The following is a 14,689-nucleotide window of genomic DNA, read 5'->3' as shown; positions in this document are numbered from 1 at the left end:
CGCCGAAAAGATCGCGAGCGTAAAGGAAATCGCCGCGTGCGCGTTCTCCCGCGATCCTCCCGGAGGATGCGAAATGGTCGGGCTGGTGAGATTCGAACTCACGACCTCTTGCACCCCATGCAAGCGCGCTACCAGGCTACGCTACAGCCCGAACAAGAGAACGGTCAGAAAGCGGCAGCCCGGGAGCCGAGGCAAGTGTTTTTCTCGGCGACAGGGACGACTTCACGCGCCCGCGCTTCGCCGCCCCCGATTTCTTCCCGATTTTGGGATAGCCGGCTCCCGGCGGCGGAAGAATTTCGCCGCGGCGCACAGGGATCGAATTTCTCTACCTTTTTTCTTATAGGCGCTTGTAAAATCAGGGGGCGCTTGGCACGGCGGGTGCAAAGCTAGGGGCAACCTCCACAAATCATGAAAACCTTGCTGAAGCTCTTCACGATCCTCCTCGCCGCCGGTTATCCGTGTGTCGCGCTTGCCGAGAACGCCGGTGTTCACGTTCCCGCCGCCATCAATGCCGAATCGACCATCGCCTTTTTCGCCGCCGCCTTCTTCGTGCTGTTGATGATCGGCGACTACAGCGACCGCTCCGCCCGCCCGGCCCGCGTTGCCGCCCGCGCCGCCCGTCGCCACGAATCGCACCGCCTCGCCGCTTGACTCCCCCTTCGCCCGCTTCGTCTCCTCGCGCCATGGCCGCTTCCGACACGTCCTCGCCCCGCGTCCTGATCGCCGACGATCAACCCGATGTGTTGGAAGCGCTCCGGCTGCTCCTCAAGTCCGAGGGTTACCAGATCGAAACCGTCAAATCGCCCGCCGCCGTCATCAAGGCCGTCGAAGCGCGCGATTTCGCGATGGTGCTGATGGACCTCAACTACGCGCGCGACACCACCTCCGGGCAGGAAGGCCTCGATCTGCTCAACAAGCTCCAGTCGATCGATTCCTCGCTGCCGATTGTGGTGATGACAGCTTGGGCGAGCGTCGATGTGGCGGTCGAAGCGATGCGGCGCGGCGCCCGCGATTTCATCACCAAGCCTTGGGACAACCCGCGCCTGCTCGCGATCGTCCAAAACCAGATTGCACTCGGCAGCGCCGTCCGCGCCTACCAGCGGCTGCAGGAAGAAAACCAGCTCCTGCGCGGCAAAGGCGGGCCGACGTTGATCGCCCAGTCCGCCGCGATGCGTCCCGTCCTCGAGGTCATCGCTCGCGTGGGCCCCTCTGACGCCAACGTCCTCATCACCGGCGAAAACGGCACGGGCAAAGGCGTCGTCGCGCAAGCCCTCCACGCCGTCTCGGTCCGCGCCGGAAAACCTTTCATCTCCGTCAACATGGGCGGACTGCCTGAGGGCGTTTTCGAAAGCGAGCTCTTCGGACACGTGCGCGGCGCGTTCACCGATGCGAAGAGCGATCGCGCCGGCCGGTTCGAGCTCGCCGACGGCGGCACGCTGTTCATGGACGAGATCGGCAACATTCCGATGAGCCAGCAGGCGAAGCTGCTTCGCACGATCGAGACCGGCGAGTTCGAGCGCGTCGGTTCGTCCCGCACGTATCGTGCGAGCGTGCGTCTCATTTCCGCCACCAACGCCGATATTCCCGCCGAGGTCGCGGCCGGCAAATTTCGCCAGGATCTCCTTTTCCGGCTCAACACGATCCACCTTCATCTTCCGCCGTTGCGCGAGCGCCGCGAAGACATCGAGTTGCTCGCCCAGCATTTTTTGAAGCAGCACGTCGAACGCTATCGGAAATCGATCACCGGCTTCGACGAATCCGCGGTGCAGGCGATGCGCGACTACGGCTGGCCCGGCAATGTCCGCGAGCTCGACCACGCCGTCGAACGCGGCGTGCTCATGGCGCAGGGCAAAGTCGTCCGCGCCCCGGACCTCGGCCTCACCGTCGCGCGCGATGCCACGCCGCGCCTCGAGGAAATGAGCATCGAGGAAGTGGAAGCGTTCCTCATCAAGAAGACCCTCGCCCGTTGCGACGGCAACGCCCGCCGCGCCGCCGAGGAACTCGGCCTGAGCCGCAGCGCCTTCTACCGCCGGCTCGAAAAATACGGGCTCTGAGCGCAGGTTTTGAAACCAAGAAAGGCTGAAAATTTCGCCCACGGAATACACGGAACGCACGGAAATCGGAAATAGCATTTCTGTGTGGTCCGTGTGTTCCGTGGGCCTATTTCTTTTCGTGTCGTTCGTGTCTTTCGTGGTTTCTCCTTTTTGATGTCGCCGTCCAAACGCCGCTTCTCGCACGAGCAGTTGGTTTTTTTCCAGAGCCTCCTCGCCGGCCTGCCCGCCGTGCTGGTGGCGATGTATTATTTGTGGCTCGGCAGCGCGGCGACGCCGAAGGTGCAGTGGACGCTCACGCTCGTGATCGTCGGCTGCTGGCTCGGCTTCGCCCTCGCCCTGCAGGCGCGCGTCGTCCGGCCGCTGCAGACCATGGCGAACCTGTTGTCCGCGCTGCGGGAAGGCGATTTCTCCGTCCGCGCGCGCGGCGCGCGGCGCGACGAACCGCTCGGCGACGTCATGGCCGAGATCAACACGCTCAGCCGCACGTTGCAGGAGCAGCGTCTCAGCGCGCTCGAGGCCACCGCCCTGCTCCGCACGGTCATGGAGGAGATCGACGTGGCCATCTTCGCCTTCGACGCGGACGGCAAGCTCCGCCTCGCGAACCACGCCGGCCAGATCCTGCTCGCGAAACCGGCGGAACGCATCCTCGGCCGCGACGCCACCGAGCTCGGCCTCGCCGATTGTCTCGCCGGCGAGCCGAACCGGCTCCTCGCGACCGCGTCGTTTCCCGGCGGTCACGGCCGCTGGGGCATGCGGCGCAGTTTGTTTCGCGAAGGCGGTCGGCCGCACCATCTGATCGTGATCGCGGATCTCAGCCGCACCTTGCGCGAGGAGGAGTTGCAGGCCTGGCAACGCATCGTGCGCGTGCTCGGTCACGAACTGAACAATTCACTCGCGCCGATCAAATCCATCGCCGGCAGCCTGGGCAGCTTGTTGAAACGTCCGCAACGCGCCCCCGACTGGGAGGAGGACCTGCAGTCGGGGCTCGAGATCATCGCGTCGCGCGCGGAAAGCCTCAGCCGCTTCATGCAGGCCTATGCGCGGCTCGCCCGCCTGCCGGCCCCCTCCCTTGCGGTCTGCGACCTCGGCCCGCTCGTCCGCCGCGTCACCGCGCTCGAAACCCGCCGCGCCGTCGCGCTGGTCGAAGGACCGCCGGCATCGTTCGCCTGCGACGCCGCGCAGATCGAACAGGTTTTGATCAATCTCGTCAAAAACGCCGCCGAAGCCGCGCTCGAAACCGGCGGCGGCGTGCAGGTGACCTGGCAGCGCCTGCCCGGCGCGATCGAGATCGTCATCGAGGACGAAGGTCCCGGCATCGCCAATGCCTCGAATCTGTTCGTTCCGTTCTTCACCACCAAGCCTGACGGCTCGGGCATCGGCCTCGTGCTCTGCCGTCAGATCGCGGAAAATCACGGCGGCGGACTTTCGTTGGAGAACCGCAAGGATCGCAGCGGCAGCGTCGCCCGCCTGCGCTTGCCGGCGTGACGCCCGGTCGCCGCGATCGCACGCGTTTTCCGTCACGCGAACGTCACCCTTCGCGTCGGTAAACCTCCCGAGCAGGAAGCCGGGAGGTTTGCGTGCGGGGCGGCGTTGCGCGGCGCGGAGGTTTGCGCCATTTGTGAGAGACTGACCGCCCCGCCAACGGCGGTTTTTTTTGCGAACCGACTCTTCGCTTCCTCCGCCGCGCCACCGCTGACGTCACCATGAACACTTCCCTTCGTCCCTCGCTCATCCTCAGCCTCGCGGACAATCCCGTCGCCCTCAACCTGGTCCTCGAGGCACTGAGTCTTCAAACCCGTCCGCCCGCCGAACTGCTGATCGTCGACGACGGTTCGGACGATCAGACCACCGCGCTGATCGAGCGCTGGTCCGCCCGCCTGCCCTTTCCGATCCGCCGTTTCTGGCAGCCGCATTTCGAGTTCAAGAAAACCGCCGCGCTCAACCGCGCCGTCCGCGCGGCCAGCGGCAATTATCTTATTTTCCTCGAAGGCGACTGCCTGCCGCACCGCCGTTTCATCGCCGATCACTGCCGCCATGCCGCGCGCGGCTGTTTTGTCCAGGGACGCCGCGCCGGCATCCGCGCACGCTATATCCGCGATCTCTCGCCGCGGCGGCTGCAGCCTTTCGTCCTCTTCGCGCAGGGCCGCCTCTATCACCTGCGCCGCGCCGTCCGCCGGCCCTTCGCCTCCGTATCCAAAAACGAACGACACGCGATCCGCGGCTGCAACTTCGCCGTCTGGCGCGAAGATTTTTTCCGGGTCAACGGTTTCGACGAAAGCTTCGTCGGCTGGGGTCACGAGGAGGCTGAGCTCGCACTGCGCCTCCGTCACGCCGGGCTCGTTGCCAAAACCGTCTTCGGCCAGGCAATCGTCTACCATCTCGATCATCCCCGCATCGCCCGCTACCGCATGAACGTAAACGAGCGCATCCTCGAGCAAACCCGCCGCGAACGCCGCATCCGGTGCGAACACGGTGTCGCCGACGAGCCCCTCGCCGCCGAAATCTAGCCCGCCCGCGGATCCCACTTTCGGGACGCCAGCGTCCCGGCTTCGATGCCTTGCCCGCGTTCGAAGCCGCCGCCCCGTTTTTCTATCCATTTCCTGTCAGCGGTTTATAACGTGAACTAAACGCTGGCACGGCGCGTGCAATCAGATGTGCACGCATGGACATCCCGCGCCCATCACAAGCCAAGGCCAAGCTTCGCAAACGCATCCTCGTTGGCAGCGCCATCGCCGTCGCGCTCATCGGCATCACCGTCGTACTCGCGCGCCTGAAGCCAGCCGCGCCCACCGTGGAGCGCAACCTCGTCTGGGTCGGTGACGTGAAGCGCGGTCAGATGCTTCGCCAGGTGCGCGGTCTCGGCACGCTCGTTCCGGAAGAAATCACCTGGATCGCTGCGCGGACGCAGGGTCGCGTCGACAAGATCGTCCTTCGTCCCGGCGCGACCGTGGCCCCCGACAGCGTGATCCTGATCCTCACCAATCCCGACGTGGTGCGCGCCGCGACCGACGCCGAGTCGCAGCTGAAAGCCGCCGAGGCCGAACTTTCCAATCTCAAGGTCCAGCTCGAAAGCGGCGTGCTCGCCGCCGAAGCCGCCTCCGCGACCGCCAAAGCCGACTACGAACAGGCCAAGCTTCGCGCCGAGGTGAACGAGGAGCTCATCAAGGACGGACTCGTTTCCCCGCTCGACGTGAAGCTTTCCAAGGTCACCGCCGAGCAGGCTGAAACCCGCTACAACATCGAGCAGAAGCGCTACGCTTTCACCAAAGACTCCATCGCGCCCCAACTCGCCGTCAAGGTCGCCGAGGTCGACCGCCTCCGCGCGCAAGCCAAGCTCCGCCAGGACGAACTCGACGCGCTCACCGTGCGCGCCGGCATGAACGGCATCCTCCAGATTCTGCCCGTCGAGGTCGGCGCCCAGGTGCAGCCCGGCACCAACCTCGCTCGCGTCGCCGACCCGCGCCGGCTCAAGGCCGAGATCCGCATCGCCGAGACGCAGGCGCGCGACATCGAGATCGGCCAGGTCGCGCAGGTCGACACGCGCAACGGCGTCGTCGCCGGCCACGTTTCCCGCATCGATCCCTCCGTCCAGAACGGCACCGTCACCGTCGACGTGAGCATGAACGGCGAACTGCCGCGCGGCGCTCGGCCCGACCTCTCGGTGGACGGCACGATCGAGCTCGAACGCCTCGACGATGTCGTCTACGTCGGGCGCCCGGCCTTCGGCCAGGAACAGACCACGGTCCAGATCTTCAAGCTCGAACCGGACGGCGCCTATGCCAGCCGCGTCCCCGTCAAACTCGGCCGCAGTTCCGTCAACACGATCGAGGTCCTCGGCGGACTCCAGCCCGGCGACCGGGTGATCCTCTCCGACATGCAGCAGTGGGAGACGAACGACCGGATCAAGCTCGACTGAGTTTTTTCCCGAACGAGCACAACTTCTGTAACCTTTGCCCAACCTCGCGTGTTCGAGAGGCGCACCTCTCTCACCGTGATCCCGCTGCTAGTGATTCTCGCCCTGCTCGTCGCCCTCGTGGCGACCGATCCGAAAACTCCGCGCTGACCTTTCCTCTCCCCAACTCAACTCCTCCTCACCATGTCCGACTCGCTCATCAAACTCGAAGGCGTCACCAAAGTGTTCCTCACCGACGAAGTGGAAACCCACGCCCTCTCCGGCATCCACATGGAGATCCGAAAAGGCGAATACGTTTCCATCGCCGGCCCGTCCGGCTGCGGCAAATCCACCCTGCTCTCGATTCTCGGCCTGCTCGATTCGCCGACCGACGGCACCTACGTCCTCAACGGCCGTCCCGTCCAGGGCCTCTCGCTCCCGGAGCGCGCCCGCATCCGCAATCGCGAGATCGGTTTCATTTTCCAATCCTTCAATCTCATCGGCGATCTGACCGTGTTCGAGAACGTCGAGCTGCCGCTCACGTATCGCGGCATGCCCGCCGCCGAGCGCAAGGCCGCCGCCCTCGAGGCGCTCGAGAAAGTCGGCATGGGGCACCGCGCGAAACACCTCCCGTCCCAGCTCTCCGGCGGTCAACAGCAGCGCGTCGCCGTCGCCCGCGCGCTCGCCGGCAAACCCGCCGTCCTCCTCGCCGACGAGCCCACCGGCAACCTCGATTCGAAAAACGGCGATGCCGTCATGCAGCTCCTCTCCGAGCTCCACCAGGGCGGCGCGACGATCGTGATGGTCACGCACGACGCCCGCTTCGCCCGCAACGCCGACCGCACGATCCATATCTTCGACGGTCGCGTCGTGCAGGAACAGGTCGAGTCCGATCCCACCCGAACCTGAGCGCAATCCGTCCGTCGCCGCTGGAAGTCTCGGTTCAAGCTTCCTGCGGCGCCCACGCGTCCGTCCTCCACCTGAACCTCAAACTTCGACGTCCATGATCCCGGACCTGCGCTACGCTTTCCGGCAACTGACGAAATCGCCCGGTTTCACCGTCGTCGCCGTGCTCACGCTCGCGATCGGCATCGGCGCGAACACCGCGCTGTTCAGCATCGTCAACGCCACCTTCCTGCGCAGCCTGCCCTACCCCGAGCCGGGGCGGCTCATGCATGTCACGGAGCGCAACCGCCAGTGGCCGGACATGTCCGTTTCGTATCCAAACTTCCTGGACTGGGTCGCCCAGCAGGAGGTGTTCACCGATCTCGCGATCTACCGCACCAACAGCGTCAAACTGAAGACCGCCGGCGCGAGCGAGCTCGTTTCCGCCGGCTATGTTTCCGCCGGGTTCTTCGATGTCCTGGGCGTCAACGTCGCGCTGGGCCGGGCGCTCGCCCCGGAGGACGACCGGCCCGGCGCCGCGCCCGTCGTCTGGCTCACGCATGCCGGGTGGCAGCGGTTTTTCAGCGGCGATCCCGCCGCCATCGGCCAGTCCGTGCTCATCGAGGGCCGCGCCTACGCCGTCGCCGGCATCCTGCCGCCCGATTTCCGTTTCTTCCGCGCCGCCGAACTGTTCCTCCCGGTCGCGCCCGCCGCGGACGAGATGTTTCTCAAAGATCGCGAAAACCATAATGGCACGCGCGTCGTCGCCCGCCTAAAACCGGGCGAGAGCCTCGAATCGGCGCAGGCCGCGATGGACGTGATCGCGCAGCGGCTGCAGCTCGCGTGGCCCGAGGCCAACGCCGGCACCGGCATCCGCGTGCAGCCATTGCGCGATAATCTCGCCAGCGAAGCCCGCTCGAGCCAGCTGCTCCTGCTCGGCGCCGTCGGCCTCGTGCTGCTGATCGCCTGCGTCAACGTCGCCAACATGCTCCTCGCACGCTCGCTCGCCCGCGAGCGCGAGATCGCGGTCCGCACGGCGCTGGGCGCGAGCCGCTTCCGGCTCGTGCGTCTGCTCGTCACCGAGAGTCTGCTGATCGCCGCGGTGGGCGGTGCGGTCGGCGCGCTGTTGAGTCTGTGGGGCTACGATTTCGGACGCCGTCTCGTGCCGTGGCAGATGCAGCCGATCGTCGCCACGCAATCGGGCTACGATGCGAACGTGCTCTTCTTTCTCGCCGGCATCACCGTCTTGACCGGTCTCTTCTTCGGACTCGTCCCCGCCTGGCACGCGTCGCGAATCGACCCTAACGACGCGCTCAAGAACACGCCGCGCACGCTCCGCCTCCTGCCGGGCCACTGGCAGGTCGGCGATCTGCTGGTCGTCGGCCAGGTCGCCCTCGCGCTCGTCCTGCTGGTCGCCGCCAGTCTCATGGTGCGCAGCCTGCAACGCCTCACCGCCATCTCGCCGGGCGTCGATCCAACGCGCGTGATCACCCTGCAGGTCGCGCCGCCCGCGGTCAGCGAACTGCAACGCGATGCGTGGTCTCACACACGTTTCCAGGAACGCATTCTGGCCGAGGTCGCCACGCTGGCGGAGGTCGAGTCCGCCGCCTTTGGCTCCGCGCTGCCGTTCAGCTGGAACACGTCCAGCATGGTGATCTTCCGCACTGACCTGCCGGTGCCCGAGGCGGGGAAGCTGCCGTCCGCCAACTCCCACTTCGTCACGACCGACTACTTCCGCGTGATGGGCATCCCCGTGTTGCGTGGCCGTGCATTCACCGGTCGGGAGCCGCAACCCGAGATCGCTCCCAACACGCCGATCTCCGTCGAAACCATTGCCCGGGTTTATCGCGGCCTGGAGCTCGATTGCGTCGTCAGCGAGCGGATGGCCGAGAGCCTCTGGCCCGGCGAAGATCCGATCGGCCGGCGCTTCCAGCTCGGTTTCCCGAGCGCAAATCTCCCGGTGGCCCGCGTCGTCGGGATCGTCGGCAACACCCGCCAGGAAACGCTCGACCGGGATCCGAAGCCGGAGTTCTACCTCGCGCTGCATCAGTTTCCGGCGCCGTTCGGCGTGCATCTGGCCGTGCGCACGCGGCTCGAACCGAGCGCGGCCGTGGCCGCCGTGCAGAAGGCGATCCGCGCCGTCGCTCCCGATCATCCGATCCACGACGTGCGGCTGATGTCCGATCGTGTCGCGGATTCCTATTCCGGCCGCCGGTTCAACATGAGCCTTTTCGCCTTCTTCGGCGGCACCGCGCTGCTCCTCGCCGTGATCGGCATCTACGGCGTGCTGGCGTTCAATGTCGGCCGCCGCACCCGCGAAATCGGGATCCGCATGGCGCTCGGCGCGCAGCGCCACAGCGTGCTCCTGGTTGTGCTGCGGCGCGGCCTGACGCTCATCCTGCCCGGTATCGCGTTGGGACTCGCCGGCGGCTGGTTCGCCACCCGCCTGCTCCAAAGCCAGCTTTTCGGCGTCGGAGCCTTCGATCTCACCAGCTATATCGCCGGCGCGCTCGCGCTGCTGCTTGCCGCCGGCGCGGCCTGCTGGATTCCCGCCCGCCGCGCGACCCGTGTCGATCCGATCGAGGCTCTCCGCACCGAATAGGCCGCACCGCATTTCAGCCGGGCGCTTCTGTTCTCTTCCGCCCGACCCCCGCCCTCCTCCTGAATCTCAAACTCTGGCAGGTATGAAATACGCTTTCCGCTCCCTCCTGAAGTCGCCGGGCTACACGATCATCGCCCTGCTGACGCTCGCGCTCGGCATCGGCGTCAACACGTCGATGTTCAGCGTCGTCGACACGCTGCTCTTTCGTTCTGCGCCGTATCCGAATCCTCAGGACATCGTTTCCATCCAGGCCACGACGCGCGGCGGCCGGTTCTACACGTTTTCCGCCACGGAGATCCAGGAGCTCCGCGCGCAGATCACGGGGCTTTCGTCGCTGACCGAGCAGGCGTTCGCCGCATCCTCCTGGTCCGAGGCGGGGCGGCCGGCGGAACGCCTCGTCGGCGTCATGCTTTCTTCGGAGATGGGCGACACGTTTCGCACTGCGCCCCTCTTTGGCCGTCCGTTTGCACCGGACGAATTTCAGCCGGGGAAAAACCATGTCGTTCTCCTCAGTCATTCGTTCTGGCAGGCGCGTTTCGCCGGCGATCGGAACGTCCTCGGCCGCACGATGCGGCTCGACGGCGAGACGGTCACCATCGTCGGTGTCATGCCGCCCAGTTTCGACTACAAGCTCATGTGGGGACCGGTGGCGTTCTGGCGGCCGCTGAACTACACGCCCGATCAGCTCACGTTTCGCGGCTATCGGAACACCTTTCTCGTCGCGCGCCTCGCCGCCGGTCTTTCGCCGGAAAACATCGTCGCCCAGCTGTCGCCGCTGGTCGCGCGCTGGGAGAAGGAGTTTCCGCAGGAATACTCCGGACTGAAATTTCAAGTGCGGCCCTTGCACGAGGCCGCGATGGACAGCACCGGGCGCGCGATCTCGTGGATGCTGCTCGGGCTCTCCGGCTTCGTCCTGCTCATCGCCTGCGCGAATCTCGCGAATCTTCAACTCGCCCGCGCAACGACCGCGCTCCGCGATTTCGCGATTCGCGCCGCGCTGGGCGCCACCCGCGGCCGGCTGATCGCGCAGCAGTTGACCGAGTGCGTGATCGTGTCCGTCGCCGGCGGCGCGCTCGGCTTTGTGGTCGCGCTTTGGATCAACAGCCTGATCGAGCGCAGCATCCTGATCGGCAACGAGGCGTCGTTCAAAATCGCGACCGACACGCGCGTGCTCGTCGCGACGTTGCTGGTCGCCCTCGTCACGGGCGTGCTGTTCGGGATTGTGCCGGCGATCTTCGCGTCGCGCACCGACGTCGTCGCGACCCTCAAGTCGCAGGGCCGGGGCTCGACCTCCGGGCGCGGCCATCATCGCATGCGCCATGCGCTGATCGTCGGCGAGGTCGCCCTCGCCCTCGTTCTGCTCGGCGGCGCCGCCCTGATGAACCGCGGTTTCACGCGCCTGCTGCAGCGCCAGGTCGGCTGGGACACCGCGCAGGTCGTCACTGGCACGATGCCGCTGCCGGAGAAACGCTACACCACGCCGGAAAAACGCATCGATTTCTTCCGCAAGCTCGAGGACCGGCTCGCGCTGCTGCCCGGCGCCGAGCACGTGGCGTTGTCCACCGCCGTCCCGCTGTTCGGCTATTACAACGACCACCAGGTGTTCGCCGACGCGGAGTTTTCCGGCCGCAACGATAATCCAACCGCGTCGTTCGTCATGATCACGCCGGACTACTTCGCCACGCTCGGGATCCCGTTGCGCGAGGGCCGGCTTTTTGCGCGCGACCTCGAACGCGACGGGCCGCCCTACATCATCATCAACGAATCGCTCGCGCGACGTTTCTGGCCGAAGGAGAGCGCGATCGGCAAACGGATCGGCAGCACCCAGAACAAGGAGATCGAGTGGCGCGAGGTCATCGGCGTGGTCGCCGATGTCGAACCCGTCGCCAACGTCGCCAATCCGTCCACCTCGCTCACCGTTTACAAGCCGCTCGTGCAGGAGCCCTGGAGCTACGCCAACGTCCTCGTCCGCAGCCGCCAGCCGGCCGCGTTGCGCGAAGCGGTCCGCCGGGTCGTCTCCGAGCTCGATCCCGACCTTCCGCTCGATCGCGTCGGCACCGTGCCGCAGCTCACCGACGAGGCGAATCACAACCTGATCGTGATTGCGAAGATCCTGGTCGGCTTCGCCGCGCTCGGCCTCGCGCTCGCCGCGGTCGGACTTTACGGCGTGATCTCCCACATCGTCGCGCAACGCACGTCCGAGTTCGGCATCCGTCTCGCGCTCGGCGCCGAGCCGCGCGACATCCTGCGCCATGTGCTCGCCCGCGGCCTCTGGCTGACGGGCATCGGACTCGCCGTCGGGCTCGCCGGCGCGTGGGGTTTGTCGCGTTTTCTCAGTGCGTTCATGCCGCGGCTGGTCAGCGCCGATCCGCTCGGCCTGCTGATGGTGTCGGCCTTGCTCTTCGTCGTCGCCGCGCTCGCATCGCTCATCCCGGCGCGCCGCGCCACCAAGGTCGATCCGCTGATCGCCCTCCGCGCCGAATAGCGCCGCCGCCGCCCGCAGGGCGGAGTTTTAAGTTTTAAGTTTAAGTTGAAGACGAGGCTCGGCGACGAAACTCGCCGCGCCAGTTCCGCTTCCGCTTCAACTTACCCCTTCAACTCACGCCGCGATCGCGGCGTGTCAGCCCGGCGCCGATTTCCCATTCGCGGGACGGCGCCGTTCCGTTTTCAAGCGGCGTCGCTTCGCCCGCGGCACAACTCAGAATCGCAAGCTCCTGAGGTGCAGCGCCATGATGGAGGCATTACGGCCTTGGCACAGAGTCTGCAAAACGATCACGCGCCCCCGCGCATCGCCTTTTCCCTCACCCGCTCGCCGTCCCTTTCCTGTCATGCGCCACGCCTTCCGTTCGCTCTGCAAATCGCCCGGCTTCACCGTTGTCGCGCTGCTCGCGCTCGCGTTGGGAATCGGCGCGAATACCGCCATCTTCTCGGTCGTGTACGGCGTCGTGCTGCGGCCGCTGCCCTATCCCGAACAGCACCGGCTCCTGTTCATCGGAGAATGGTCGCAGCAGGTGCCCAACATGTCGGTGTCGTATCCGAATTTCACCGACTGGCGCGAGCGCCAGCGCGCGTTCACCGCGCTCGGCGCCTTCCGGTTTCACGGCGTCAACTACGTCGGTCCGACCGAAAGCGAACGGCTCACCGGCATCATGGCCAGCCACGATCTCTTTGCAGCGCTGGCCGTCCCGCCGCTGCTCGGGCGCGTCTTCTCCGGCGACGAGGACAAACCCGGCGCCGAACGCACCGTGCTCGTCAGCGAGAGGCTCTGGCGCCGGCTCTTCTCCGGCCGCGCCGACGCTCTCGGCGAGAAGCTCCAGCTCAACGGCGATTTCTACACCGTGGTCGGCGTGATGCCGGCCGACTTCCAGTTTCCCGCCGCCAGCGTGGACGTCTGGCTTCCCCTTGGACTGTTCGCGGACGGGTATCAGGAGCGCAGGAATCATCCGGGACTTTACTGCGTCGCGCGACTCAAGCCCGGCGTCAGCTACGAGGCCGGCGTCGCGGACATCAAAGGCATCGCCGAACAGCTCGCGCGTGAATATCCGGCCACCAACGCGCACCAGTCCGCCGCCGTCCAGCCACTCGCCGACCGCGCCTTCGGCCGGGTCCGCCCCGCGCTGTTCGTGCTGCTGGGCGCCGCCGGTTTCGTGCTGTTGATCGCCTGCGCCAATGTCGCCAACCTCCAGCTCGCGCGGGCCCACGGCCGGGCGCGCGAATTCGCGGTTCGCGCCGCGCTCGGCGCCAGCCGTGCGCAAATCGTGCGCCAGCTTCTCGTCGAGAGCCTGATGCTCGGCGGCGCCGGCTGCATCGTGGGCGTCGTATTCGGGGTTTGGGGACTCGATGCTCTGCGCTCGCTGCTGCCCGCCAACGTCCCCCGCATCGACGAGGTCAGTCTCAACGCGCCCGTGCTCGCGTTCGCCGCCGTCGCGACCCTGATTACGAGCGTCGTCGTCGGACTCGTCCCGGCCGTGCACGTGTTGAAACAGGACCTGCGTGCGACGCTCGTCGACGGCACGCGCGGCTCCTCCGGCGCGGGCAATCGCTGGCGGGCGGGACTCATCGTTGGCGAGTTCGCCCTCACCTCGGTGCTGCTCGTGGGCGCCGGGCTCATGATTCGCACGCTGTCGAATCTTTACTCCGCCGATCCGGGCTACGCGACGGAGCGCATCCTGACCGTGAACTGGAATGTGCCGGGCAACGGCTCGACCGATGCCGCGCAACGTCCGGCCGTTATCCGCCGCGCCCTCGACCGGCTGGCCACGGTGCCCGGGGTGAGCTCGGTCGCGCTGATCGATCCGCTCCCGCTCAGCGGCGGCGGCAATCAGCGGATCTATTACGTGGAAGGCAGCCGGCTCCCGGAGGCCGGACGGCAGCCATCGGCCGAATTCTTCCAGACGAGCGGTGGTCTTTTCGGCACGCTGCGGATCCCGCTGCTCGCCGGCCGGGCCTTCGACGAGCGGGACAGCGCGACGGCGCCGAAGGTCGCGATCGTCGATACCCGTTTCGTCGAAAAAAATTTCCCTCCCGGCACCGACGCGCTCGGGAAGCGTTTCGTCTACGGCAGCACGCCGCCGCAAGAGAGCAGCGACTGGATTCAGATCGTGGGCATCGTCGCGCCGATTCAAAACTACGGCCTCGCCTCGGGCTTGCTCACGCGCGAGCAAACTTACGTTCCGCACACGCAATCGGTGCCGACGTCGCTCACGTTCGTTCTGCGCAGCGACCAAAACGAAGCGATCCTCGTCCCGGCGATTCGTCAGGCGATTCGCGAGGTCGCGCCCGAGCTGCCGATCTTCGGCGTGCAAAGCATGGAGGAACTTTTCACGGCGAGCGTTTCTACGCAGCGGCTCACGGTGTTCCTGCTCGGTGCGTTCGCGGCGCTCGCGGTCGCGCTCGCCTCGCTCGGCCTCTACGGTGTGCTGGCCTACAACGTCGGTCAGCGCGCGCGCGAAGTCGGGGTCCGCATGGCGCTCGGTGCCACACCGAACTCGGTCGTCGCGCTGATTCTGCGGCATGGTCTCAAACTCGCGGCGGCGGGCCTCGTGCTCGGGCTGTTCGCCGCCGTCGCGCTCACGCGGGTGCTCGGCTCGATCCTGTTCGGTGTGTCCGCGTTCGATCCGCTCAGCTTTGCCGCGGTGGCGGTCGGCCTCACCGCCGTCGGCGCGCTCGCCTGTTATCTGCCCGCGCGGCGCGCGGCGCGGATCGATCCGATGATCACGTTGCGTGCCGAATAGATGCGATTCACTCAGACGTTCA

General features: G+C 66.5%; 9 protein-coding genes and 1 tRNA gene. 9 read left to right on the top strand and 1 reads right to left on the bottom strand.

Translation table 11 applies throughout. From position 1 onward, the window contains the following. Positions 1-74: 74 nt before the first annotated feature. Positions 75-151: transfer RNA gene (locus AC6RV7_RS07750), tRNA-Pro, on the bottom strand. A gap of 257 nt (positions 152-408) precedes the next feature. On the opposite strand from AC6RV7_RS07750, the gene AC6RV7_RS07745 reads away from it, so the two are divergent. The 9 genes from AC6RV7_RS07745 (at position 409) to AC6RV7_RS07705 (ending at position 14,667) form a co-directional block, all read left to right on the top strand. Continuing rightward, complete coding sequence (locus AC6RV7_RS07745; protein ID WP_500093344.1) at positions 409-651, top strand: hypothetical protein; 243 nt, start codon at positions 409-411, stop codon at positions 649-651. 32 nt (positions 652-683) lie between these two features. Beyond that, positions 684-2,054 (top strand): sigma-54-dependent transcriptional regulator, encoded by a 1,371-nt coding sequence (locus tag AC6RV7_RS07740; protein ID WP_500093343.1) that lies wholly within the window; start codon positions 684-686, stop codon positions 2,052-2,054. Between the two features lie 153 nt (positions 2,055-2,207). Then, positions 2,208-3,539, top strand: a complete 1,332-nt coding sequence (locus AC6RV7_RS07735) for a sensor histidine kinase (protein WP_500093342.1) — start codon at positions 2,208-2,210, stop codon at positions 3,537-3,539. Positions 3,540-3,757: 218 nt separating this feature from the next. Continuing rightward, positions 3,758-4,561, top strand: coding sequence for a glycosyltransferase (locus tag AC6RV7_RS07730; RefSeq protein WP_500093341.1), 804 nt, complete (start codon positions 3,758-3,760; stop codon positions 4,559-4,561). 155 nt (positions 4,562-4,716) lie between these two features. Then, positions 4,717-5,970: an efflux RND transporter periplasmic adaptor subunit gene (locus tag AC6RV7_RS07725; RefSeq protein ID WP_500093340.1), complete on the top strand. Its 1,254-nt coding sequence runs from the start codon at positions 4,717-4,719 to the stop codon at positions 5,968-5,970. 180 nt (positions 5,971-6,150) lie between these two features. Further along, a complete protein-coding gene (locus AC6RV7_RS07720; protein ID WP_500093339.1) occupies positions 6,151-6,855 on the top strand; it encodes an ABC transporter ATP-binding protein in 705 nt (234 codons plus the stop codon). Between the two features lie 94 nt (positions 6,856-6,949). Further along, on the top strand, positions 6,950-9,433 hold the full coding sequence (locus tag AC6RV7_RS07715) for an ABC transporter permease (protein WP_500093338.1): 2,484 nt from the start codon (positions 6,950-6,952) through the stop codon (positions 9,431-9,433). Positions 9,434-9,515: 82 nt separating this feature from the next. Continuing rightward, the gene (locus tag AC6RV7_RS07710) at positions 9,516-11,918 is read left to right on the top strand and encodes an ABC transporter permease (protein ID WP_500093337.1); all 2,403 of its coding nucleotides are present in this window, start codon (positions 9,516-9,518) and stop codon (positions 11,916-11,918) included. Between the two features lie 343 nt (positions 11,919-12,261). Beyond that, the gene (locus AC6RV7_RS07705; RefSeq protein ID WP_500093336.1) at positions 12,262-14,667 is read left to right on the top strand and encodes an ABC transporter permease; all 2,406 of its coding nucleotides are present in this window, start codon (positions 12,262-12,264) and stop codon (positions 14,665-14,667) included. Positions 14,668-14,689 lie beyond the last annotated feature (22 nt).

It is taken from the genome of Opitutus sp. sgz309028 (genome assembly GCF_059821195.1).
This window is presented reverse-complemented; position numbering and strand designations above follow the sequence as displayed.

What these genes read in the sequence shown, in the direction of transcription:
- AC6RV7_RS07745 (WP_500093344.1), top strand. Translation starts at nt 409, where the DNA reads ATGAAAACCTTGCTGAAGCTCTTCACGATCCTCCTCGCCGCCGGTTAT.
- AC6RV7_RS07740 (WP_500093343.1), top strand. Translation starts at nt 684, where the DNA reads ATGGCCGCTTCCGACACGTCCTCGCCCCGCGTCCTGATCGCCGACGAT.
- AC6RV7_RS07735 (WP_500093342.1), top strand. Translation starts at nt 2,208, where the DNA reads ATGTCGCCGTCCAAACGCCGCTTCTCGCACGAGCAGTTGGTTTTTTTC.
- AC6RV7_RS07730 (WP_500093341.1), top strand. Translation starts at nt 3,758, where the DNA reads ATGAACACTTCCCTTCGTCCCTCGCTCATCCTCAGCCTCGCGGACAAT.
- AC6RV7_RS07725 (WP_500093340.1), top strand. Translation starts at nt 4,717, where the DNA reads ATGGACATCCCGCGCCCATCACAAGCCAAGGCCAAGCTTCGCAAACGC.
- AC6RV7_RS07720 (WP_500093339.1), top strand. Translation starts at nt 6,151, where the DNA reads ATGTCCGACTCGCTCATCAAACTCGAAGGCGTCACCAAAGTGTTCCTC.
- AC6RV7_RS07715 (WP_500093338.1), top strand. Translation starts at nt 6,950, where the DNA reads ATGATCCCGGACCTGCGCTACGCTTTCCGGCAACTGACGAAATCGCCC.
- AC6RV7_RS07710 (WP_500093337.1), top strand. Translation starts at nt 9,516, where the DNA reads ATGAAATACGCTTTCCGCTCCCTCCTGAAGTCGCCGGGCTACACGATC.
- AC6RV7_RS07705 (WP_500093336.1), top strand. Translation starts at nt 12,262, where the DNA reads ATGCGCCACGCCTTCCGTTCGCTCTGCAAATCGCCCGGCTTCACCGTT.